General features: G+C 61.0%; 22 protein-coding genes. 14 read left to right on the forward strand and 8 right to left on the reverse strand.

The features are described from left to right. The first annotated feature begins 7 nt into the window (after positions 1-7). Positions 8-193, forward strand: coding sequence for a hypothetical protein (locus ABHM97_RS16155; protein WP_349471479.1), 186 nt, complete (start codon positions 8-10; stop codon positions 191-193). Positions 194-207: 14 nt separating this feature from the next. On the opposite strand, the gene ggt is transcribed toward ABHM97_RS16155, so the two are convergent. After that, positions 208-2,037 (reverse strand): gamma-glutamyltransferase, encoded by a 1,830-nt coding sequence (gene ggt / locus ABHM97_RS16160; RefSeq protein WP_349471480.1) that lies wholly within the window; start codon positions 2,035-2,037, stop codon positions 208-210. 179 nt (positions 2,038-2,216) lie between these two features. Here ggt and ABHM97_RS16165 point away from each other — a divergent pair, with 179 nt between their 5' ends. The 4 genes from ABHM97_RS16165 to ABHM97_RS16180 are packed head-to-tail and all read left to right on the forward strand — an operon-like array spanning position 2,217 to position 4,513. Then, on the forward strand, positions 2,217-2,789 hold the full coding sequence (locus tag ABHM97_RS16165; RefSeq protein ID WP_235517634.1) for an RNA polymerase sigma factor: 573 nt from the start codon (positions 2,217-2,219) through the stop codon (positions 2,787-2,789). Further along, positions 2,786-3,583, forward strand: coding sequence for a hypothetical protein (locus tag ABHM97_RS16170; protein WP_349471481.1), 798 nt, complete (start codon positions 2,786-2,788; stop codon positions 3,581-3,583). Before ABHM97_RS16165 ends, ABHM97_RS16170 begins: the two co-directional genes overlap by 4 nt. A 39-nt stretch (positions 3,584-3,622) precedes the next feature. Further along, positions 3,623-3,919 carry a DUF4190 domain-containing protein gene (locus ABHM97_RS16175; protein WP_349471482.1) on the forward strand — a complete coding sequence of 99 codons (297 nt, stop codon included), beginning with the start codon at positions 3,623-3,625 and terminating at the stop codon, positions 3,917-3,919. A 30-nt stretch (positions 3,920-3,949) separates the two neighbouring features. Continuing rightward, positions 3,950-4,513, forward strand: coding sequence for a hypothetical protein (locus ABHM97_RS16180; protein ID WP_349471483.1), 564 nt, complete (start codon positions 3,950-3,952; stop codon positions 4,511-4,513). A 78-nt stretch (positions 4,514-4,591) separates the two neighbouring features. On the opposite strand, the gene ABHM97_RS16185 is transcribed toward ABHM97_RS16180, so the two are convergent. Beyond that, positions 4,592-5,536, reverse strand: coding sequence for an NAD-dependent epimerase/dehydratase family protein (locus tag ABHM97_RS16185; RefSeq protein WP_349471484.1), 945 nt, complete (start codon positions 5,534-5,536; stop codon positions 4,592-4,594). A gap of 113 nt (positions 5,537-5,649) precedes the next feature. Between ABHM97_RS16185 and ABHM97_RS16190 the strand changes: the two genes are divergently transcribed. Further along, positions 5,650-6,282 (forward strand): ScbR family autoregulator-binding transcription factor, encoded by a 633-nt coding sequence (locus ABHM97_RS16190; protein WP_235517626.1) that lies wholly within the window; start codon positions 5,650-5,652, stop codon positions 6,280-6,282. On the opposite strand, the gene ABHM97_RS16195 is transcribed toward ABHM97_RS16190, so the two are convergent. Then, the gene (locus ABHM97_RS16195; protein ID WP_349471485.1) at positions 6,250-7,419 is read right to left on the reverse strand and encodes a ScbA/BarX family gamma-butyrolactone biosynthesis protein; all 1,170 of its coding nucleotides are present in this window, start codon (positions 7,417-7,419) and stop codon (positions 6,250-6,252) included. The genes ABHM97_RS16190 and ABHM97_RS16195 overlap by 33 nt on opposite strands. 69 nt (positions 7,420-7,488) lie before the next feature. Between ABHM97_RS16195 and ABHM97_RS16200 the strand changes: the two genes are divergently transcribed. The 5 genes from ABHM97_RS16200 to ABHM97_RS16220 all read left to right on the forward strand — a co-directional run bounded on the left by ABHM97_RS16200 (position 7,489) and on the right by ABHM97_RS16220 (position 12,755). Further along, a complete protein-coding gene (locus tag ABHM97_RS16200; RefSeq protein WP_349471486.1) occupies positions 7,489-8,733 on the forward strand; it encodes a hydroxymethylglutaryl-CoA lyase-like TIM-barrel protein in 1,245 nt (414 codons plus the stop codon). A gap of 4 nt (positions 8,734-8,737) precedes the next feature. Next, on the forward strand, positions 8,738-9,661 hold the full coding sequence (locus tag ABHM97_RS16205; protein WP_349471487.1) for a ketopantoate reductase family protein: 924 nt from the start codon (positions 8,738-8,740) through the stop codon (positions 9,659-9,661). Beyond that, positions 9,658-11,067 carry an MFS transporter gene (locus tag ABHM97_RS16210; RefSeq protein WP_235517622.1) on the forward strand — a complete coding sequence of 470 codons (1,410 nt, stop codon included), beginning with the start codon at positions 9,658-9,660 and terminating at the stop codon, positions 11,065-11,067. The genes ABHM97_RS16205 and ABHM97_RS16210 overlap by 4 nt, the downstream gene beginning before the upstream one ends. Positions 11,068-11,295: 228 nt before the next feature. Continuing rightward, positions 11,296-11,658 (forward strand): ArsR/SmtB family transcription factor, encoded by a 363-nt coding sequence (locus tag ABHM97_RS16215; RefSeq protein WP_235517621.1) that lies wholly within the window; start codon positions 11,296-11,298, stop codon positions 11,656-11,658. Further along, positions 11,655-12,755 (forward strand): cation diffusion facilitator family transporter, encoded by a 1,101-nt coding sequence (locus ABHM97_RS16220; protein WP_235517619.1) that lies wholly within the window; start codon positions 11,655-11,657, stop codon positions 12,753-12,755. The genes ABHM97_RS16215 and ABHM97_RS16220 overlap by 4 nt, the downstream gene beginning before the upstream one ends. Before the next feature lie 476 nt (positions 12,756-13,231). Here the strand turns inward: ABHM97_RS16220 and ABHM97_RS16225 are convergent, their stop codons facing one another. Together ABHM97_RS16225 and ABHM97_RS16230 are read right to left on the reverse strand one after the other, a co-directional pair. Next, on the reverse strand, positions 13,232-14,134 hold the full coding sequence (locus ABHM97_RS16225; protein WP_349471488.1) for a diacylglycerol kinase catalytic domain-containing protein: 903 nt from the start codon (positions 14,132-14,134) through the stop codon (positions 13,232-13,234). Positions 14,135-14,143: 9 nt separating this feature from the next. Then, positions 14,144-15,163 carry an SPFH domain-containing protein gene (locus tag ABHM97_RS16230; protein ID WP_349471489.1) on the reverse strand — a complete coding sequence of 340 codons (1,020 nt, stop codon included), beginning with the start codon at positions 15,161-15,163 and terminating at the stop codon, positions 14,144-14,146. Between the two features lie 105 nt (positions 15,164-15,268). Between ABHM97_RS16230 and ABHM97_RS16235 the strand changes: the two genes are divergently transcribed. From ABHM97_RS16235 to ABHM97_RS16245, 3 genes are all read left to right on the forward strand, one after another. Beyond that, complete coding sequence (locus ABHM97_RS16235) at positions 15,269-16,006, forward strand: NUDIX hydrolase (protein WP_235517615.1); 738 nt, start codon at positions 15,269-15,271, stop codon at positions 16,004-16,006. Positions 16,007-16,187: 181 nt separating this feature from the next. Then, positions 16,188-16,835: a SatD family protein gene (locus ABHM97_RS16240; RefSeq protein ID WP_235517614.1), complete on the forward strand. Its 648-nt coding sequence runs from the start codon at positions 16,188-16,190 to the stop codon at positions 16,833-16,835. Continuing rightward, positions 16,832-17,692, forward strand: coding sequence for a hypothetical protein (locus tag ABHM97_RS16245; protein ID WP_235517613.1), 861 nt, complete (start codon positions 16,832-16,834; stop codon positions 17,690-17,692). Before ABHM97_RS16240 ends, ABHM97_RS16245 begins: the two co-directional genes overlap by 4 nt. Before the next feature lie 51 nt (positions 17,693-17,743). Here ABHM97_RS16245 and ABHM97_RS16250 read toward each other — a convergent pair whose 3' ends face one another. From ABHM97_RS16250 to ABHM97_RS16260, 3 genes are all read right to left on the reverse strand, one after another. After that, positions 17,744-18,325, reverse strand: coding sequence for a dTMP kinase (locus tag ABHM97_RS16250; protein WP_349471490.1), 582 nt, complete (start codon positions 18,323-18,325; stop codon positions 17,744-17,746). 65 nt (positions 18,326-18,390) lie between these two features. Continuing rightward, positions 18,391-19,203 carry an enoyl-CoA hydratase/isomerase family protein gene (locus ABHM97_RS16255; protein ID WP_349471491.1) on the reverse strand — a complete coding sequence of 271 codons (813 nt, stop codon included), beginning with the start codon at positions 19,201-19,203 and terminating at the stop codon, positions 18,391-18,393. Beyond that, positions 19,200-20,432 (reverse strand): CaiB/BaiF CoA transferase family protein, encoded by a 1,233-nt coding sequence (locus ABHM97_RS16260; protein WP_349471492.1) that lies wholly within the window; start codon positions 20,430-20,432, stop codon positions 19,200-19,202. The genes ABHM97_RS16255 and ABHM97_RS16260 overlap by 4 nt, the downstream gene beginning before the upstream one ends. Positions 20,433-20,454 lie beyond the last annotated feature (22 nt).

Here is a 20,454-nt window from a genome sequence, read left to right on the forward strand (position 1 = left end):
ATGCATTGTGAATCGAAAACCCCTGGTCTGGCTGCTCCTATCGTTGGTGCTGGCGGCCTACGCCGTCTCCATTTTCGTGTCCAACACCCAGCAGGCGTGGTGGTCCACGGTTTCCGGAGTCATCATCGCGGCCGCCGCACTGGTGATGGCGTGGAGGTTCAGCCGGGAGCTCAAGAACAACCGCCGTCCTTGAGCCACGGGCCAACCTCAACGTCCCTTCGTAGCTTTGACCACCATCGCTGAACCGCCGCCTCGACGAACCGGCTCGGCAGCAGCAGTTGTAGATCCATCCTTGTTGAACTCGATTGCTGTTGCGGCACCGATTTCCGGATCTGACGTGAGGCCGTCCCCTGCAGGAACCAGTTGGTGGCCAAGGGACGTCAGCGCGTCGCCATACTTGGCGATGAAGGCTGGTTCGGAAGTCACCGTCGCGCCGTTCCTGGGCGCCGCGCGGGGAGCGGCAAGGGCTTCGGATACCGTGATTCCCAGATCCACCCGGTTCAGAATGGTCTGCAGGACCGTAGTGATGATGGTGGAACCACCGGGGGAACCGAGGGCCAGGAACGGATTGCCGTCCTTCAGGATGATCGTGGGTGACATCGACGACCTTGGACGCTTGCCTGGTTCGATCCGGTTCGGGTCCGTGGCTTTGTATTCCGTGCTGAAATCGGTCAGTTCGTTGTTGAGCAGGAAACCACGGCCGGGCACAACAATTCCGGATCCACCGGTCTGTTCGATCGTCAGCGTGTACTCCACCACGTTGCCCCACTTGTCGGCGACGGTCATGTTCGTCGTCGAAATATTCTCTGTATCCGTCTCATCGGCGAGCGGCGCCGCCGAAGGCGAGCACACGCCGTCGTACGTTTCTATGTTGCCGGCGACCACTGGCTTCTTGGCCGCCGTCGGGCCGATTTCGCAGGCACGTTCTTTAGCGAACAGGTCACTCAGCAGGGTCTGGGTGGGGACATTGACGAAGCGGGGATCGCCCACGTAGGCGCCACGATCAGCGAAAGCGAGGGAACTGGCCTCGATGTAGTGATGCAGTGCGTCCACCGGCTGCATGTCTTTAAGGTTGCAATTCTCCAGGATGTTCAACGCTTCGCCCACCGTGGTGCCGCCGCTGCTGGAGGGAGCCATGCCGTCGACGTCGTATCCCCGGTACTGCACCTTGGTGGCGTCCTGGTTCACCACTTTGTAGTTCGCCAGGTCCTGGGCAGTCATTGAGCCGACCGGGACGGGAAGCGGGGTGTCCGTGGTCTTCGGGGGAGCCTGGACGGTTTTGGCGATTTCTTCGGCAAGAGCGCCGCGATAGAAGGCGTCAGCCCCCTCTTTTGCGAGCAGCTTGTACGTCGCCGCGAGATCGTGGTTCTGGAACACGCTTCCGACGGCGGGAGCGTCGCCACCGGGAAGGAACAGGTCCTGCGTGGAGGTGAAGGCATTGAAGCGGAGCTTGTTATCGAGCGTCTGCTTGCGGAAGGTGTTGTCCACCACAAAACCGCGGGTAGCTACCTTGATGGCCGGTTTCAGGGCATCGCCCAAGTCCATCGTGCCCCAGCGCTTCAGCGCTTGCTCCCACGTTGCGGCAGTGCCGGGGACTCCGACCGAGACACCGCTGGTCACCAGTTCCGGGGTGAAGTTGTAGGGCTTCGTGGTGGCGGGGTCGATGAACGCATCGTTGGTGATGCCGGCCGGGGCAGTTTCACGGCCGTCGATGGTGCCCACCTGCTTGCTTTTGGCGTCGTAGTAGACGAAGTAGCCTCCGCCGCCAATGCCTGCGCTGTAGGGTTCGGTGACGCCCAAGGTAGCCGCTGCCGCGACGGCTGCGTCGGCCGCGTTGCCACCCTTGCGCAGCACTTCGATGGCCGCCGCCGAAGCTTCAGGATCCACTGTGCTGACAGCCCCGCCGTAGCCCGTGACCGTAGGGGTTTTGTCTGTTTGGCGGGGATCGGCGAAGGCTGGACTGGCCATCGCTGCGCTGGTCACGGTCAGTGCTAAGGCTGCCGTGACAGCAGCCAACTGACGTCTCACATGTGTCATGGTGTCTCCCAGAATTTCCCAGACGATGACGTGGTTGGACGGTCCGGTCACCCTACCCCGGGGTTCTGCGGGGGACAACGGTTGCCTTGGCGCGGCGTTGGGAGTATGCGGGCGCGTGCGAATCGAGAATTCCACCATGGTTGCGACACACTTGGGGGTGTGGCGGACAGGTACAGGGTATGAGCTACCCATCGAGAGCCGCTGACAGCCAACGGGCCTTTCGGTTTCTATATGAGTCCGCATACGCCGACCTCCTCAAATTCGTTCAACGCCGAACAGATCCGGTGAACGCCGAGGACGTCGTGGCGGAGACATTTCTGATCGTTTGGCGGCGGTTCCAGGAAGTACCGGGGAACCAGGATGACGCCCGGGCATGGATCTTTGGAATCGCACGCAATCTGTTGCTGAATGCCCGTCGCAGTGAACAGCGGCAGCAGGCCCTCGGGGTCCGTCTGGCTGAAGCGTCGATGGAATCACCTTCGGATTCCCACGCTGATCTGGTCAGCAGCCGGGTTGATCTAAGCAGGGCTTGGGCGCTCCTTTCAGAGGTCCATCAGGAAACCCTCGGGCTCGCCGTATTTGAAAACCTGGCCGCGCCCCAAGCAGCTCGTGTCGTCGGAATCTCCCCAGTGGCATTTCGATTGCGCCTCACCCGAGCCCGGCGAGCTTTGAGGCTCCTGCTGGAACATTCCCCGCACAACGCTCATGCCACGCCTACCCCGACGCTTTCAGAAAAGGCATCGACACCATGAAAAACAACCAGCACATTGCAGAGCTCCTCTCGTCCATGGATGCAGCTGAGCAGAGCCCGGCTCCGGATCCGGATCGACGCAAGAAAGACCTTCGTCAAATTTTTGAAACCAAACCCAGCGTTTCTGTCTTGCCGGCGGTGGCACGCTTAGGCCGTCGTTGGAGAATCCTGGCGCTGGCTGGCTCTACGGTCGCAGCAACCGCTGCCCTCATCATCGTTCCCGCACTTTCCGGGGGAGACCCCGCCTTTGCAACGTGGACTGCCGCGCCTGGTCAGCTCAGCGGCACCGAGCGGGATAACGCTGTTTCAGACTGCCTCCGATCACGCCAAGGCGTCGGCGGTGGCATGTACGCGGACGATCTGGCCGCGGCCGACGTCGCGATCGCCGAGCGACGAGGTGCCTGGACAACAGTGGTCTTCACAGGAGCCGACGGTTTTGAAGCAACCTGCACCACAGATTCCTCGGCTCCGTGGTTCAACAAAGGGTCATTCGGCTCTATAGGAAAACCATTCCCTGGAGAATCCCTATCGGCCCGTGGCGTCAGGGCCACAGAACTGGGGACAGGTGTCATCTCCAACAAGCCCCTGTCCATGGCCGCTGGTCGAGTGGGAGCAGAAGTCACTGCGATCGTTTACACCAGCGCAGCGGGAAAACGGATCGAAGCAACGGTTTCCAAAGGTCAGTTCGCGTTTTGGCTGCCCGGTGCCGAAATAACAAACTCTCCCTATCAACGGGTCCCTATCGAGGTGACTTTCGTCGATAACTCGAAGGAAACCCTCTATCTCAGCCTCTGACTGGCTACACTCGGTTGACACTTACGAAACGGGGGAATTGTGAGCTCATCAACAACGCAAGTACCGCTTTCCAGCCAAACAGTAAACAAACTGGCGATCGTAGCAGTAGCTCTTGGTGGCGTGGCTTTTGTCGGGATTTGGGTGTTCGGACTCGGTGTTCTAGCCACTTTCGCTGTTGGTGCCGGGCACGTTTCACTGAACCAGATCAAACGCAAGCCTCAGAAGGGGCGGGCTTTAGCCCTGGCCGCGTTGGCGATCGGCTACGGAATTGCGACGTGGGCCTTCCTGAGCGTTCTTAGGTACATACCGACTTCCGTGCAGCAGTGGATCAACTGAGTCACGCTAATTTCCGAGAGGCGGATCGAGATGAAGCAATGGATCCGACGCCACCCTTACCTCACGTTGGTTTGGGGCTATGTCATCTTCTTCGTGCTTCTGACTGCAGGCTGGATGGTCATCGGTCGCCGTGACTTGTTGGACTCGCTGATCACTGCGCTCATGTACACGGTTGTTTATGTTCTCCTTGCCGTATTCCAGCTTCGACGCATCGGGAAAACCAATCAGCGGTTGGGCGAGGCTGGTCAATTCAGGGCTTTCCTGAGGTACCCGGATTCCCGGCCGGGATCCCTTAGTGGTATATGGAACCAAGGTATCGCCACCCCGTCTCCAGGAGTTATTCACTTTCAACCCGCCGTCTATGACAATTTGGAACCTTCCGGACGTGCGACTGAGATTGAAGTGCTTGAGGTGGTCCACGAGCGCCGGAATGTTGGGGGAAAAGACCGGAAGTACATTACCGGCTACGGGTACGAAGTACTAACGTTGCTGACCGAGGGAAGCCGAGTGGAGCTTGCTGCCCGCCCGGAGTCGCTCGACCAAGTCATCGAAAACGTGGACATGAAACCCGGACCCCCAACAACGACCACCTGAAGTGCGGGAGGTACAGGGCACACGTTCGGCCAACCGCAGAGGAAGAAGGAGAGGCGCATGCAGGGCAACCGAATTCGTTCACGGCTTCTTGTCTGTTGCCCAGTCCAAATGACTGAAACTCAGGTACTTCTTGTACCAAGAAGCTGTCGTTTCTGAGATGCCGACGGTGACGGGCACTACCCTCGCTATCTCCCAGATGGCCTCCGAGTTGTACCAGTGGTCTTCGGCGATGAGGTTGATCTGATGCCGAGTCAGGCCCAAGGCTTCCATGATGGGCTCTGCCCATTCACGGGAGACAGACGAATCCAACTCCAAGGGGACGATGCGATCGTTGATGCAGCGGAGTATCTGGCCGATTGTGACAGGTGCCGGCAGAGCTGCGTGGAAAGCTCCTCCGTGCGAATAGCCGACCCTCGCAAGACCGGCGACCAGTTGACCCAGCTGGTGCGCATCAATGACCGAGAGAAGATTCTCGGCACCATCAATACGCGTCTTGAGATGTCCGAAAATCTTCGCCAGGGCCGGGATGAACCATCGGTCTCCCGGCCCGTAGATGAGGTGGGGTCTGATGACTGTTCCGCCTGATTGCAGGACGGCGTCATCGGCGAGGGCACGAGCCCGGCTGACCACAGATTCAGGACGTATTTCGGCCCCTCCCACAGCCAGGTTTCGATGAGGCCCGGAACCGTATATCGCCGTCGTGCTGATCTGAATGAGTGGCACGCCATGTGTTTTGCATGCTGAGACAAGGTTGAGTGTTCCGCGGTGGTTGACTGAATCGGCAAGGTCGCGGGATTTTCCCGTGTACGACGAGGCGTTGATCGCAATGTCCATCCCCACCATGGCCCGCCTAAGCGAACCGACGTCGGTGACGTCACCGCCGACAAAGGTTCCTCGTAGTGTTTGGGTTTCGTTTGCGGGACGTCTCGTCAGCCCTATAACGTCGACGATATTGTCTGCTTCAAGCACGGTACGAATGTGGCTGCCGATAAAACCCGAGGCGCCAAGCAGAAGGACTCTCACCGTTGTCTCCGTGCTTCCGCAGGACGACGATTCGCAGTCTTTGCCCGCGCCGCGCTCAGCCGGCCAGGCAGAAGTTCTATATGCATGATGGTCTCCATCAGAAAGAGGCGTTTGTGGCTCAGCAGGAAAGAGCCCGGGCTACCCGGGCAACTGTCATTGAAGGGGCTGCCCGTACTTTCGAAACAGTCGGTTACGGAAACGCCAGCCTTGCCGACATCGCAGAAGCTGCTTCGGTTACCAAGGGGGCCCTCTACTTTCATTTCAAATCCAAAGAGGACCTGGCAAAAGCCGTGATCGCAGAGCAGCACTCCAGGGTTCGCGCAACCAGCGAACCCATCCTGGGTGGGGGACACACACCTCTGACAACGATGGTGCTGCTCTGTCGACATTTCGCCGAGCAACTCATTGCAGATTCGGTCATCCGTGCCGGTATCCGGCTTACGCTGGAGGCTTCCGCTTTCGGCGGTTCAGTCAAAGACCCATACGAGGACTGGGTCTCCACCATGCAGCAACTGGCATCCCAAGGCCAATACCAAGGCGAAATCAATCCTGACGTCGAGGCCGAAGTTCTGGCCAGGTTCGTAGTTGCCGCCTTCACGGGCGTGCAGCTTGTTTCGGATGTCCTGACGGCACGCACTGACTTGTTGAAGCGGGTGGATGACATGTGGATGATCCTTCTGCCCGTTCTGGCTTCCGCCTCGGAAACCCGGACATCACTTGCTGAGATAATTGGCACCAACCCCTGAAATCACCGGCTCATCGCCCAGGCGCGGAACAATAGCCACGACCCGGGCCAAAAGCTCCCCTTCGGCGCTCCTGAAATCGACGCCGACGGAGGTCGTTCCATCCGGCCGTTGGACCACATGCTCGACGCTCAGCGTCGTTTTGGCAGTGAGCTCCACGAGCTTATGGAACCGCGCGCTGTATGACCGCACGTCAAGGTCGGCCTGCCCAACGAAGGCTCTGATGCACTGGCGCGCCGCCTCGGTAAGGAGCGCACCGGGAACATGATCAATTGGATGATCGAAGTAGATCGGATGGCTCGTGTCTACACGAAGGACCCAGCTTCCCGCGGTCGATGATCCACCGAGGACAACATTGCGGGACGAAAGGCACCCCAAAACCGCTTCGCTGATTCCCACCGGCAGCGGCAGTGCCGTAGCTTGTGGGTTCATCACTTCACGCCGCCGAAAACGTTCATATGTGTTCTCGTTCAGAATTCTCGCGCCGGCGGACGCCGTGGCAACCACGGTGTTCTCAACTAGGAATTGGGCATCAACCTGCAGACTTGTCGCCCCGCGGCTACCCGACTTGAGGCCTGAGACGCGGACGAAGAGAGTCACATCTGCCGGCCTACCCCCATCGGGCCCCCGCACCTCCTCCTTTGCCACCTCCATGTGGGGAAGCAGGAAACGGCTACTGAGTGGAACTCCCAACTGGGTGTGAGCAACCAAAATGCTCGCCTGCCTCAGCGTTTCGGATATGAGCGCAGAATCGTAACCCTCAGAGCTTGATCCATAGAACACATGCCACCGCGGCCACTGTGCAGCAACCAAGAATAGATGGTCTTCTTGTTGATGAACGTCGGTTACGAAAACTTCCGACATGGCCGAACGGTGCACTAAACGCCGGGGAACCGGGTGGTCGAAAGACAAGTCGCGCCCAGATGTGGCCTTCAAATGGTTTCCCTCTCTGAGAGTCGGATCATCGAGCAAACGCATACCGGTCAAATGGATTGTTTCAACTGTCGAGGAGAGCGTACCTACGGACGTCCCCGCTGCCGCTGCGAACCGATTGTGACCGGGGAGCAATCCGCAAGAAAACGAGATGGGGAGTAAAAACCGGTCATCCGGCTTGATAAGAAATTTAGGCCGTGCAAGCATCGGCGTGGGCTTCGAAAAGCCGGCTTTCCATCGATGCCACTTCCTTTTCCATCGAGCGACAGGCGATCAATGCTTCAGTTTCCGAGCAACCATCAACCCCGATACAACGACTTCTCGATCAAGGCCATCTCTGACGAAACAATCCGTGAAGGCGGTGAACGCGCCCCCTTCGGAGCCAGCAATGAGGACAAGCTGGAGCTGGTCATGAAGATCACCAACTCAGGTGTGAAAGACATCGATGTTGGCTCCGGTATCCGTGAGCCCGCGTTTGTGGATCAACTGCTGCGGGCACAAGATGCCGGCAAAATCCCCGCCGATGTGACCTTCTCGTTCAACCTCACCCTCAAGACCTGGGAGCCCCTCTGCCATGCGCTGGAGGGAACCCTGAGCCGGGAGCAATTGGGACGTCTCTACGTAAGCATCGGCATGATCGAGATTGACTCCCACCGCCATCTGTTCGAAAGGGTTGCTGACCGTGTGCGCTCCCTCGGTGTGGGAACGCTGCGGTCGAGCCTGCTCAACGCTTTCTCCAACACCATCGAGGAGGAAAAGTACGCGCATCTGATCAGCCAGATCGAACGTTGCCGCCAGCAGGGAATCGCCCTGATCCGCATCAATGACTCCATCGGCACCCTTTACCCGGACGCAACGGCAGTGCTGGCAGCGAACCTGGTTGCCGACAACCCGGACACTGTCTTTTACCTGCACGGACACAACGACAGGGGAATCGGTACAGCCAACTCCCTGGTCAGCGTCTTCCACGGCTTCCAAATGATCGAAGGCGGCGTCGCAGGGGTCGGCAACCGGGCCGGCTTGGCCGAGCTTGAGTCCATCGCTTCGGTATTCGCCGACAACAACATCACGGTCGACTCAGGGCCGTTGGACATCGATGGACTGGTCGACGCAGCACGCTGGTCCGAGCGGACCTACCTTACGACGCCGACACCGTTCCGTCCCGTGAGCGGCTTCCTCGTCCTGAACGAAAACGCAGGCATCGTCAACGTTCCCGACTACCTGGGCGTGAGTCGTGAAGTCGAGTACTTCATCAACGAAATCGGGCTGTTCCCGAACTACATACGCCAAATCCTGATCGACAACGGCGTGCCGGCAGAGCACGTGACCGAAGAGCTGATCAGTGAGGTTTACCGTCATTTGAGCACAAAGATGCACGAGCTTTATGAAGACCGCCAGCAGCTCTTCGTCCGCCTTCACGAACAGATACTGGACTTCTACAACCCGATCATCAGGCTCCCCGACGTCGGCAAGCTGGGGCTGGAGCTGCTGAACTCCGCTCCCGCCAGCCTAAGGAGTTGAGGCCGTGAACATCCTCGTATACGGCGCCGGTGGGATGGGCTTGTACTTCTCCGCACGCCTGACCCAGGCCGGCCACAGCGTAGTGCTGAAAGCCCGGTCATCCACCCAGGACGCCAAACTGCACCTGTTCACAGAAGGTCGAACAGAAACCATATCCGGAGTAAGCGTCGTATCTGAGATTGACCCGGCAGATGTCGACGTTGTCCTGATAGCCACCAAAGCCTGGCAGGTCGAGGACGCCCTCCTCGAACTGCAGGGCAAGATCAATAACGGGACCCCGCTGGTGACACTGCAAAACGGTATAGAGGCCCCCGAAGTCGCCCGGCGCATCTTCCCCGCCTCCCCGGTCATCGCCACAACCTGCGTTGTCATCGTCAAGCGCACCGCCCCACTGGCTGTTGAACTCATCGGCGGAGAAGCCACACTCAGTGCCGGGCTCTTCGATGAGGTCGGCATTGACACCGACATCGCCGAGAGAGTGGTCAATGCCATCAACGAAAGCTCCGTCACGGCGACCCTCGCCCAGGACGTCCAACGCGCGCTCTGGAAGAAGATCGCTTTAATCGCCTCCTATGGCGGGGTGGGAGCGGTTTCCGGCGTCCCTGTCGGGGTGACCCGTACGCATCCCGAGACCCGGTCAATGGTCCGGGATGGCATTGTTGAGGTCGCCTCGGTCGCCCAGGCCTTCGGCGTCACGTTTACCAGCGATGACGTGGAGGAAGTCTTCTCTATTTACACCGACGTCTTTGACCCTTCGACGACATCATCCATGCAGCGCGATCTGGCCTCAGGATTGCCGTCAGAGCTGGCGGATCAAAACGGGGTAATAGTTGCCCGGGCCGCCAACGTAGGGGTGGCAACGCCAATCCATTCGTTCATTCTGAACTCACAGCTGCCTAGGGAACGGCAAGCAAGGCTGGTCTCATGAGCGAGGCTCCCGCGGTGCGGCGAATGGCTGTCCCGCTCCTGATAGCGGTCAGCATCGGAAATTTTCTGGTCGCCTTTGATGCCTCAGCCATCAACGTTGCCGTACCTCAGATCATCAACGAGCTCGGTGGCACAACAACAGATCTGCAGTGGATCCTGGACGGTTACACGATCCCGTTGTGCGCTTTCCTTTTTCTGTCCGGAGTCCTTGGCGACCGATATGGTGCATTTCGCGTTTACCGCTGGGCGACGGTAGCCTTCCTGGCCAGCTCCATCGGATGTGCCCTGGCTTGGTCTACGCCTGTGCTCGTCGGAATGCGACTGATGCAAGGGGCTGCGGCCAGCTTCATGCTTCCGATGACGCTGGCCATCATCGCGGCCTCGGAACCGGACCCCAATCGCAGGGCCCGGGCCGTCGGAGTCTGGGGAGTCGTCGGAGGGTGCGCCATCGCCCTGGGCCCACTGATCGGTGGAGCTCTCTCCGAAGTCCTGACCTGGCGATCTATCTTCTGGCTGAACCTGCCTGTATGTGCCGCCGCGCTGCTCGTCATCCGCAAGCATCACAGCACGCCCGGGAACGCATCGAGGAAGATCTCCGCTCTGAGCCAGGGGCTGCTGCTGTGTTTCCTCTTTTCCGTGGCTTGGGTGCTCATTTCGATGGCCCACGGCCAGCTTTCCACCCTCTGGCTGGTTCTGGCTTGGGTGTTTGTCGCGCTTGTGGCCGCAGCGCTGGTCATCACGGACCGGCGGGCGCAGACACCGATGATTCCAGAGCAACTATGGCAGGACCGCAGCTTCCTGAGGCTCACTTCTGCCGGAGCCATCTACCAGTTCTGTTCCTACGGTTCCTTGCTCGTATTCACCCTGTGGGCCTCGTCTTACCAGCAAAGTGGGCCGCTGAGCGCCGGGATGCTGGTGTTGCCTTGCTCGGTGGCGTGGCTGTGCGGAAACCTCACCGTGTGGGCCAGCCGGCCCGGTTGGCGGTTGCGGATCATTGCAGCAGGAACCGTTACCGGCTTCCTTGGGGCACTGGCGAGCATCATCTCTTCCGGAGAATCATCCGTTGTTCTCATGGTTGGAATGATCCTCGTAGGGTTCGCGTCGGGGCTACTGGCATCGACCCTTAGCGCGCAAGCCATGCACGTAGCACCCGGAGAAGTCAGTGGTGCCGCCTCCGGAATGTTCAACACCAGCCGTCAGTTTGGCATGGTCGTAGCTGTTGCAACCATCGGCGGGATCGGTTTTGAAACGGGATTGTTGCCCCAATTCAGCATCGTGATCGTGGGCTTCGCTGTGATCCTGGCACTGGTCTTTTACCCGGGCAAAACCAGGCGTACACGACCATTGGAGAATCATGGGGCCGCGAACCGGCCCCAAGCTGAGGTGACAATTCGAACCTCTCACTGAGGAAGAGCGATGGGCATGGCTGCAGGGCTATTGGCAAGCTGGCCGGGACGCGTCGTCCCGGCCAGTACCTGTTTAAACCGAGCAGTCGACCGGGTTGGACGAAAAAGTTTTAGGGGCCCGTTGAGGGGTCCATCAGCGGACGCTTCTCCACTGCAGCGCCGAGTGGGGACCCGGAACCTCAAAACAAGGCGGTCGGACAGGACTTATCGCGCATGTCATAATATGCGTATGAATGCAGATAAGTGTGGATTGTCCGTCGATAGCGGGTATGTAGAGCTGGCCGTCGAAGTCTTCTCCATGCTTGCGGACGCTACCAGGGTCCGGATTGTTCTGGCCCTGCGGGATGGCGAGATGTCCGTGAATGAGATTGCTGAGAAGGTGGGCAAGCCCCAGTCTGCTGTGTCCCAGCACCTGGCAAAGATGCGTTTGGCGAGGATGGTGTCCACGCGTCAGGAAGGGACACGCGTGTATTACCGGCTGGAGAACGAGCACGCCCGTCAGCTGGTCGCTGACGCTATCTTCCAGGCCGAACACAGTCTTGGAGGCACACCACCGCACCACCACCAGGCGACCGCGGATGGAGCAGCATGAACCGCCCCGAGAGTAGCCCCGGACAGCTGACTGAAGAAGCCGGCCGTAACGAGGCCCACGGCCGCCGACACGGACACCTTGACCATGCTCATGAACGCGACCACGACCACGACAAGCATGACCACGGGCATGGTGACCACCACGACCACAACCATGATCACGGGCATGAGCACCCGGGTGGGTTGAAGGGCTTGCTGCACGGATTGTTTGTCCCGCACAGTCATGACGCCGCTGACTCGGTGGACGAGGCCATGGAAAGCTCGGCCAAGGGCATTCGCGCCTTGAAGATCTCACTGGCAGTCTTGCTGGTCACTTCCCTGCTCCAGCTGGCTGTTTTCGTCATCAGCGGGTCAGTGGCCCTCCTTGCTGACACGATCCATAACTTCTCAGACGCTTTGACGGCCGTTCCGTTATGGGTGGCATTCATCCTGAGCCGACGGACGGCCACGAGGGCCTACAACTATGGATTCGGTCGCGCCGAAGACTTGGCAGGGCTTTTCATCATCGCCATGGTGGCGCTTTCGGCCATCGTCGCCGCCGTTGAATCCGTTGGCAGGATCTTCCAGCCGCAGCCGTTGAGCAACCTCGGCTGGGTCCTGGCCGCGGGTTTGATCGGATTTGCGGGGAACGAAATCGTGGCCGTGTACCGCATCAGGGTCGGCAAGGAGATCGGCTCCGCTGCGTTGGTGGCCGATGGTGTCCACGCCCGGACGGACGGCTTCACCTCCCTTGCCGTAGTCGCCGGGGTTATCGGGGTCTGGCTCGGCTTCCCCCTCGCGGACCCGATCATCGGTATTCTGATCTCGGCCGCTATTTTCGTTCTGTTGTGGGGGACAGCCCGGGACATCGGACGCAGGCTCCTTGACGGCGTGGACCCGGACCTGCTTGGACGCGTCGAAAGCGCCATTGCACCGGTAGCCCCGGCGGAGTCGACTGTGAAACTTCGCTGGAGCGGGCACCGACTGCACGTTGAGGTCACCTCCCCGGTGGATCCGCATTGGACTATGGCTGACCTAGGCAGTCTCAAGCACCGGGTAGAAGAAGCGGTTCGGACCAAGATCCGCAATATCGGCACGGTGACGGTCATTGTCAGCTGACCGCCATTTTCGGCAAATCGCTGCACTGCTACCTCGGACCAGGAGGCTGCCGCAAGCAAGGCCTGTACTTCTCCCGCACCATCCCACGGAAAGCGCTGCACTGCAGCCTGGACTTTCAGCCCCCGGACGGCAGGAATCCTGGCACCCAGGAGGAGATTACGCTCAGCGTCAGCCACGAACTGGCCCCAAAACTCGACGGAGCAACACTCGACTTCGGTCTCTACAACAAAATGGAACGCTTCGTCTGGCTGAGCCTACCGGCAGTGAAACAGCCGCAATGCACCTGCCTGCGCTCCACCGGTGTCCCTGCCGGCAAACACGCACCATGCCTCGATGACAAAGGCATCGGCCTGACTGACCTGTAGTAGAACGCCCTGAGTTTACATCCCAAGACATTGCCGTTCAGCCTGCTCGCAAGCCGGTCCTGCACCGGCCGCCGTCCAGACTCGTTCGGCTCGCGTCGGCACTCCTGCTTATCAAACAACCAGCCGCAGCGGCCGCTGCCCCAGCTGAACCGTGATCTCCTGTCCCCACGACGCCGTCAACCGGTCGTCCTCCATCCCGTCCCCGAACACCACCAACTGGTCGGATGCCACGGTGATCCGGAGGACCTCGCCGGCTTCCAGTACCCCTTCGGTGAGCGAAGCACCCGTAACCGGGGACGGCCACGCTTCCCGCACGAACCAGGCAAGCCGTGGATCAGTGGGCGCCGGCAAGGCACGTCCGCCGCGCTCCAAAGCGATCGATGCGCACCAGCCCGTGGCGCCCGTGCCGGTGGAGACAATAAGGCCCGACGACGACTGCCGCTCCGTCTGTCCTCCTGCTTGGGTGAAACTGGGTACGGAAAGGGAGTACTTCGCTGACTGATGCGAGGCGTGCCCGACGAAAACTTCATTGAGCGCCGAAAGCTGCTGACCGTCGTCGAGCGTTGCTGTCACAGTGGTGAGGTCCTGGCAACGCAGCCGCTCAACGTTCCCGGTGCGCAGCAGCGCGGCGGCGGCCGCCGGTGTGTGGCGGACCAGGACGCCGGGGTTGGCGCCGGGTTCGGGATCGACGCCGATGACCGGCTGGCCATTCAGGTATTTGGCCACGTTCGCCACCAATCCGTCCTGCCCCACCACGGCGATGATGTCCTCGGCGGTCAGCAGAAAGCGGCTGAGGTCGGCGCGTTCCACTTCGGCTTGGCGCCAATCCGACGGTACGGAAGCCCTGATAGTTGCCAGGGCGTTGGCTAGACGGTCGTGCCGGTCCTGCACGTCCTGGATGCTGCGGCCCCGGGTGCTGAGGAAGAACTCGGCCTGGCCGCGGGTGGCGTGCCGGTCCAGCAGTTCCTGGAGCTCCGTCCTCCGGTGGACAATGACGATGCGCGGGGATGCCATGGTGGGTCCTTACTTGGTGATTTCGGCGGTGGCTGCGGGTTCCTTGAACAGCCCGGCGAGTGCTCCGCTGAGCAGGTCCGGGGTGATGGTGAGATTCCCGATGTTCGGCAGGCTGCCGGCCGCGTCCTTGAGCGCGAGGGCCAGCAAGGTGGCTTGTTCCATGCCGCGGTACACCTCCATTGTGGCGGATTCGCGGGCTGCGGCAGCTTCGCCAACCAGCCGGATCTGGTTTGCTTCCGCAGCCGCGCCGATGCCCTTTCGCTCCGCTGATGCCTGGGCTTCGATGAGCCCTGCTGCGGCCTTTTCTTCGGCGGCGCGGCGGGCGTTGGCTCCCTCTTGCGCCACCAGGTTCTCGCGGCGGACGGCCAGTTCGATCTGGCTGGCCATCTCGTTCTCGGAAATGGTGCGTTCACGTTCGACGGCGACCGCTCGCCTTTCGTAAACCGCCCGGTCCGCTTCGGCTTGGAGTTGTTCGCGCACCGGGGTCTGCAGGGCGCGCTCCACATCAGACTCGGGGCGAACGGCGAGGACCTGGACACCGAGGATCTCAATACCGGTGGACTGGAGACGTGCATCGGCCCGCAGTGCGTCGGTGAGCACCAGTCGGAGTTGGCTGACTCCGCGTTCCAGGGCTTCGGCGAGGGTAGTGGTGGCGATCTGGTCGATCGCGTGGCTCTGGCAAAGCTGGCCAATGATGGTGGACACCTGCTCGCGTCCGGTGGCCGGCGCCTTGCCTGCGGTCTGCAGTCCGAAGTCCAGGCGGGTGGAAACCGCCACGGGGTCGATGAAGCGGTAGGTCACGTTCGCCTGAACGCTCACGTCCTGGTGGTCGCGGGTGATGGCGTGGAAAAGAGTGGGGAGCTCCTGGTCGTCCACGGGAACCTCGCTGAGCACCGAGTTGGCGGGGCGGAAGAAGAACGCCTGGCCCACTCCTTGGTGCTTGACTGCACCCTTCTGCAGGTGCACGACGTAGCCGGTGGGGCTGCCGAGGAAGTGGCTGATCCAGGGGTAGCGCTTGATGGCGGCCATGATGTTCGCTCCTTCGTGTTGTTGTCGTCAGTTTGACGATAATTTCACACTAAGACCATCCGCTCTTTATTGTCAACATGACGATAACTCACCTAGGATTGCCGTATGCCTGCATCCCATCCAGCGCCCGCCCGCTTTCCGGTGACCGTCGACGTCGTCGCCCTTACTGTGCGCGATGGCGTGCTGAACGCCCTGCTGATCACCCGACTCATCGAGCCGTTTCGTGGCAAACTGGCGCTTCCCGGTGGCTTCGTTCTGGCGGGGGAGGACTTGCTTGAAGCGGCGGGCCGGGAGCTCGCGGAGGAGACCGGCGTCGAGCGTCTGCCCGGGCACCTCGAGCAACTGGGCAGTTACGGCCCGAAAGGCCGCGACCCCCGCGGGGACGTCCTGACGGTCGCACATCTGCTGCTGGCGCCGGACTTTCCCGTATTGGCGGCAGGCAGCGACGCCGAGAAAGCGGCTTGGTACCCGGTTCGGGAAATCCAGGATGGCACGCTCGAGTTGGCGTTCGACCATGCGCAAATCCTCAACGACGCCCTGGAGCGGGCCAAGTCCAAGCTCGAATATTCACCCCTCGGGGCGGCATTCTGCGGTGAGGAGTTCACTATCGCCCAGCTTCGCGCCGTCTACGAGGCGGTGTGGGGCACGCGATTGGACCCGCGGAATTTTCACCGGAAGGCGACAGGGACGCCCGGATTCCTCGAGGAAACCGGCCGCATGACAACGGGCGACGCCGGTCGGCCCGCCGCGCTGTTCCGGCTCGCCCCCGAGGCGCGTCCGACGGCAGGTCAGCCCACCCGGGCGGTTCTCAATCCGCCGCTGATGCGCCCGCGGGAATCATGATGACAAGCCCGTTCTGGCATCAAGGTCGCACTGGTGGCACGACTTCCGGAGCTTATTCGTGAGCCAAAGAAGCTATGTTCTTATACTCATTCCCGCGTGTCGCGCGATAGACCCTGAGGCCGCTTCGAGCCTCTCGGAAACGGCTTATATAAACTGCTAAAGAAGCTATATGCTTATGTGTATGTCAGGTCAAATTGTGGCTCTTATTGTGGACATCGTGAACTCCCGCAAGCTCGTAGATCGTGTGGGAGCGCAACGGACCGTCCGGTCGGTTTTCGAAGACGCAAGCAAGGAACATCCGGCTCTCCGGCCATTGTGGCCGACTGTCGGGGATGAGTTTCAGGCCGTGTTCGAGACGCTGGGTGACGCGCTCCTTACGACAGCCTTGGTTCGTCTGGCCCTTCCTGAGGACGTCGACTGCAGGTTTGGGTTGGGCCGCGGAGAGACAGCCGATGTCGATTCATCATCTCCGGTAGCCATCCAGGACGGATCGGCTTGGTGGAACGCGCGGGAGGCGATTGACGAGACCCATCGCAGGGAGCATAAGAACGAGCCATACCTGCGTTCGTGGTTTGTTTCAAGCGACCATAAGGAATCAGGGACCGTGGCTGTGGTCAACGGTTTTATATTGCTCCGGGACTCGCTGATCAGTTCGATGCGACCGCGCGACCGGAGGTTAACTCTGGGCGCACTTTCGGGCTCCCCACAATTGGACTTGGCGCAGCGCGAAGGAATCAGTCAGTCTGCTGTCTCGCAGAGTCTTCGTCGCTCGGGAGGAGCCGCGCTTGTCGCAGCTCAGCAGGAACTGACGAAAGGAGCCATCGAATGATCGGCTCCACACTTCTCCTGATGGTCGGCCTTGTAGACCTTGCAGATGGCTGCCGTCGCGAAGTTTCTCTTGCACTTCAACTATTGGTCCTCCTGGGGGTACCGGCGCTCGCCTTCTGGGGCTTGGGGTTGAACCCTTTAGCTGCTGGGGTATGTGCGGTGGCCGTTTTGGCTTGGATCTTGGTTACTACATCGCAGTCCCCAAAACCGTCGTGGAAACTCCTCCTTCACCCTCGTGAGCCTGCTCCACGGCTGTGGCCGGCCATCGTACTCTTCGTGCTGGTCTTTGGGATCAGCGCATACGACCGCAGTTTCGACGTTGCAGGCGGCTTCCTCGTTGACATCTACTCACTGACTGATCGGCGGTTTGCGACGTCGTTCCCTCTTGAAACCATCATGGCCGCCACCGCGGTTGGTATCTTCCTCACCAAAAGCGCCAACAACATCACCGCTTCAGCTCTTAACTGGGCCAAAAAGGAAGACACCAAAGCGGAGCTGGAACAAGCCGTCAGTGCGAAAGCGGTCGGTCCGAAACCCGAGAATAAGTGGGAGTTGTTCGTCAGCAGCAAAAAAGTCGCCAGCCTTCGCGCAGGAGACAAGCCGGTGTCGGGTCCGGCCCTGAAGGGCGGCAGGCTCATCGGCCCTATCGAAAGACTCCTCATCGTCGTCCTGGCTTTCGCCGGGGCTTGGCAGGTCATCGCGGGATTGGCGGCTGCGAAGGGAGTCATTCGTTTCCCGGAAATTTCGGAAGACCGCGCCTCGGGCTCCAAAGCGGAGGAGTTCTTGGTAGGCAGCCTCGCAAGCTGGACAATGGCGGCAATCGCGATCCTCTATCTGGTACTGGTTCGCGGCCATTAATACGAGTGGTCCGTAGGGCTGCAGAGGATCTCAAGCGGAAGCCAAAGACGCTCAAACCCGGGCCGGCTCGGCTGCGGCCATTGCACGGTTGAGCTGGGCCAGTACGTCCTCTGGCGTACCGTTCGCATCAACCACCACGAAGTCGTCGAACTCCGGGAGGGATCGGTAGGCCGCCCGGAAAGCCACCAGGTCTGCGAGGGATTCCTTGTCGGTGCCGCGCGCCAGGACCCGCTCGTGGGCTAGCTGCGGATCGACGTCGAAGTGGATCATGAGGTCCGGAACGGGAAGCTTCCCCAGCAGCCACGGAATCAAACGGCCGCGACCCAATCCGTTGGCCTGGCGCAACGCGAGTTGGCAGTGGACGTGGCGGTCCATCACCACCAGCCCGTCGCACTTTTCAGCACGCGCGTGATGCACCAGCACGTTGAAGAGTCGAATTCCGGTCTCAACGACGTCGGCAAACCGTGGATGCAGATGCCAGCCGAATCTCTGGGAAAGAAGCGACAAGTGCCTCCGGCCGGCGTGGTTGCTGAGCAGCACGGCGTTGCGTCCGGCGGCGCGGGCCGAATCGACCAAGGCGCGGGCCGCCGTCGTCTTTCCTGAACCGTCAATTCCCGTCAGAACAATGAGCATGTGGCCTCCCCTCGTTTCCTTTCCAACGAAACGAGGGGAGGGATTGTCCCGCGATGCGGCGCAGATCACCCCATGGGCCGCCACTGGAACCGGGGTTGCCGGCGGTTCAGGAACGCGCTGATGCCGATCTCCATGTCCGGGCTGGCAGGCATCGCAGCCCAGGCATCGGCCCATTCCTGGTCCACCACCGGTTCACCCGCTGACCCCTCACAATCCACCAGCCGCTTCATCGCGTGCATGGAGAAACGGGACCGGCTGCGCAGCGTGTTGATCAGTGCTGCGCACTTCTCTTCAAAGGACTCCGAGGGAACGACGTCGGCCACCAGGCCAAGCGCCTTGGCTTCAGTAGCGCTGAACGTCTGTCCGGTGAGGAGGATGTACTTTGCGTTGGCGTGGCCCACCAGCCGCACCAACCGTTCCAAGCCGGGACGGGGATAGATGATGCCGATCTTCGCCGGGGTCAGCCCAATAACGGCGCGTTCGTTGGCGATGACGAAGTCGCACGCTGCTGCAATCTGCCAGCCGCCACCCATGCACGCGCCGTCCACCAAGGCCACCGTCGGCTTCGCCACGGAAGCAATGGCGGAATCAGCCAGGCTGAGATGGTCCACCGTGGAGCCGTCAGGTTGGGGGTCGGTGAGGACGGAGGAGAGTTCGCTGATGGACGCGCCGGCACAGAACGTGTCCCCGGCGCCGCGGAGCACCACTACCGAAACATCGGGATCGGCGTCCAAGCGCGGCATAAGTTCCTGGAACTCCAGGCACATGGCTTTGGTCAGGGCGTTGCGTTGGGCAAGGTTGGAGATCTCCACTGTCGCCACACCGCCGGCAACTGAAACGGAAAGGCGGCCGGTGCGCACCTCGGAAGCGATGCTCATGAGCGTGCTCCCGCGTCCGCGGAAGTCCGGAATGCCGGCCCGCACACAACGCGACCCTCGCGCTCAAGCCGGGACACGTCGTCGTGCGTCATTCCACGTTCCAACAGAACCTCCGCTGTGTGCTCGCCAAGAAGCGGCGGCGGCGTATGGATTTCGCTCGCCTCGCCGTCCAGGCTCAGCGGCCCGCGCAGGAGGGGGAGTTCGGAACCGTCCCGTCGCTGGCGGCGCTGAATGAGCTTCAACGCGGCCACTTGCTCAGTAGCCAGCGCCTGCGTGTAGTTGAAGATGGGCCCGCAAGGGATACCGGCTTGGCTGATCAGCGGAACCCATTCGGAAGCGGGCCGGGTGGCAAGCGAGGACTCAATGAGCTCTGCCAGCTGATCCCGGTTGGCTGAACGATCCGCTCCGGTGGCGAACCGGGGATCCTCCAGCGCGGAGGGAACGCCGATCAGTGTGCAGAACGCCCGCCATTGCTTGTCGCTGCCCACGGCGATGTTGATGGATTCGGTGGCGGTGGCAAACGTGCCGTAGGGCGCGATGACGGGGTGGTTGTTGCCTTGCGGGGTGGCTGCTTCACCAAGGCTAAGGGCTTTCTGCCCTTGGAATGCGGACAGATTCAGCGCGGTTTCAAGCAAGGAAGTAGACACCCGGCTGGGCCGTTCGCCGTTCCGGGCGCCGAGCAGCGCGGAGACGATGCCGAACGCACAAACCATCCCGGAGGTGATGTCCACGATCGGAAGACCCACACGATATGGTTCCCCGGGACCGGGCCCTGTGACGGACATCAGCCCCGACATTCCCTGGATGACCTGGTCCAGTCCGGCGTCGTCCTTGAGGGGCCCGGTGTTCCCGAACCCGCTGACGGACCCCAGCACGAGGTCCGGGTTGAGTTCCTCGAGTCGCGCGGCTGTGAAGCCCATTTTGTCCAGGGTGCCGGGTTTGAAGTTTTCCACCAGGACATCGGCATCGGCGATCAAGCCGGCGAGGATGTCGCGACCCTCGGCAGAATAGAAGTCCAGGCACACAGATGCCTTGTTGCGGTTGACGGAGTCGAAGTAGAGGCTGTGGCCGTCCTGGAATGGCGGCCATTGCCGGGCGGTGTCACCGCCGTTGACGCTTTCCACCTTGATGATCCTGGCGCCCATGTCAGCCAGGAGCGCGGTGCAATAGGGCCCGGCGAGAGCACGGCTGAGGTCGATCACGGTGATCCCGCGGAGTGGTTTGAGCATGGTTGTGTACCTAACGTTGGAG

Origin of the sequence: Paenarthrobacter sp. CAP02, from assembly GCF_040137855.1 — a bacterium.
Lineage (GTDB): Bacteria > Actinomycetota > Actinomycetes > Actinomycetales > Micrococcaceae > Arthrobacter.

What these genes read in the sequence shown, in the direction of transcription:
- ABHM97_RS16260 (WP_349471492.1), bottom strand. Translation starts at nt 20,432, where the DNA reads ATGCTCAAACCACTCCGCGGGATCACCGTGATCGACCTCAGCCGTGCT.
- ABHM97_RS16200 (WP_349471486.1), top strand. Translation starts at nt 7,489, where the DNA reads ATGCTTCAGTTTCCGAGCAACCATCAACCCCGATACAACGACTTCTCG.
- ABHM97_RS16245 (WP_235517613.1), top strand. Translation starts at nt 16,832, where the DNA reads ATGATCGGCTCCACACTTCTCCTGATGGTCGGCCTTGTAGACCTTGCA.
- ABHM97_RS16215 (WP_235517621.1), top strand. Translation starts at nt 11,296, where the DNA reads ATGAATGCAGATAAGTGTGGATTGTCCGTCGATAGCGGGTATGTAGAG.
- ABHM97_RS16180 (WP_349471483.1), top strand. Translation starts at nt 3,950, where the DNA reads ATGAAGCAATGGATCCGACGCCACCCTTACCTCACGTTGGTTTGGGGC.
- ABHM97_RS16250 (WP_349471490.1), bottom strand. Translation starts at nt 18,325, where the DNA reads ATGCTCATTGTTCTGACGGGAATTGACGGTTCAGGAAAGACGACGGCG.
- ABHM97_RS16235 (WP_235517615.1), top strand. Translation starts at nt 15,269, where the DNA reads ATGCCTGCATCCCATCCAGCGCCCGCCCGCTTTCCGGTGACCGTCGAC.
- ABHM97_RS16210 (WP_235517622.1), top strand. Translation starts at nt 9,658, where the DNA reads ATGAGCGAGGCTCCCGCGGTGCGGCGAATGGCTGTCCCGCTCCTGATA.
- ABHM97_RS16220 (WP_235517619.1), top strand. Translation starts at nt 11,655, where the DNA reads ATGAACCGCCCCGAGAGTAGCCCCGGACAGCTGACTGAAGAAGCCGGC.
- ABHM97_RS16170 (WP_349471481.1), top strand. Translation starts at nt 2,786, where the DNA reads ATGAAAAACAACCAGCACATTGCAGAGCTCCTCTCGTCCATGGATGCA.
- ABHM97_RS16225 (WP_349471488.1), bottom strand. Translation starts at nt 14,134, where the DNA reads ATGGCATCCCCGCGCATCGTCATTGTCCACCGGAGGACGGAGCTCCAG.
- ABHM97_RS16230 (WP_349471489.1), bottom strand. Translation starts at nt 15,163, where the DNA reads ATGGCCGCCATCAAGCGCTACCCCTGGATCAGCCACTTCCTCGGCAGC.
- ABHM97_RS16240 (WP_235517614.1), top strand. Translation starts at nt 16,188, where the DNA reads ATGTCAGGTCAAATTGTGGCTCTTATTGTGGACATCGTGAACTCCCGC.
- ggt (WP_349471480.1), bottom strand. Translation starts at nt 2,037, where the DNA reads ATGACACATGTGAGACGTCAGTTGGCTGCTGTCACGGCAGCCTTAGCA.
- ABHM97_RS16195 (WP_349471485.1), bottom strand. Translation starts at nt 7,419, where the DNA reads ATGCTTGCACGGCCTAAATTTCTTATCAAGCCGGATGACCGGTTTTTA.
- ABHM97_RS16165 (WP_235517634.1), top strand. Translation starts at nt 2,217, where the DNA reads ATGAGCTACCCATCGAGAGCCGCTGACAGCCAACGGGCCTTTCGGTTT.
- ABHM97_RS16255 (WP_349471491.1), bottom strand. Translation starts at nt 19,203, where the DNA reads ATGAGCATCGCTTCCGAGGTGCGCACCGGCCGCCTTTCCGTTTCAGTT.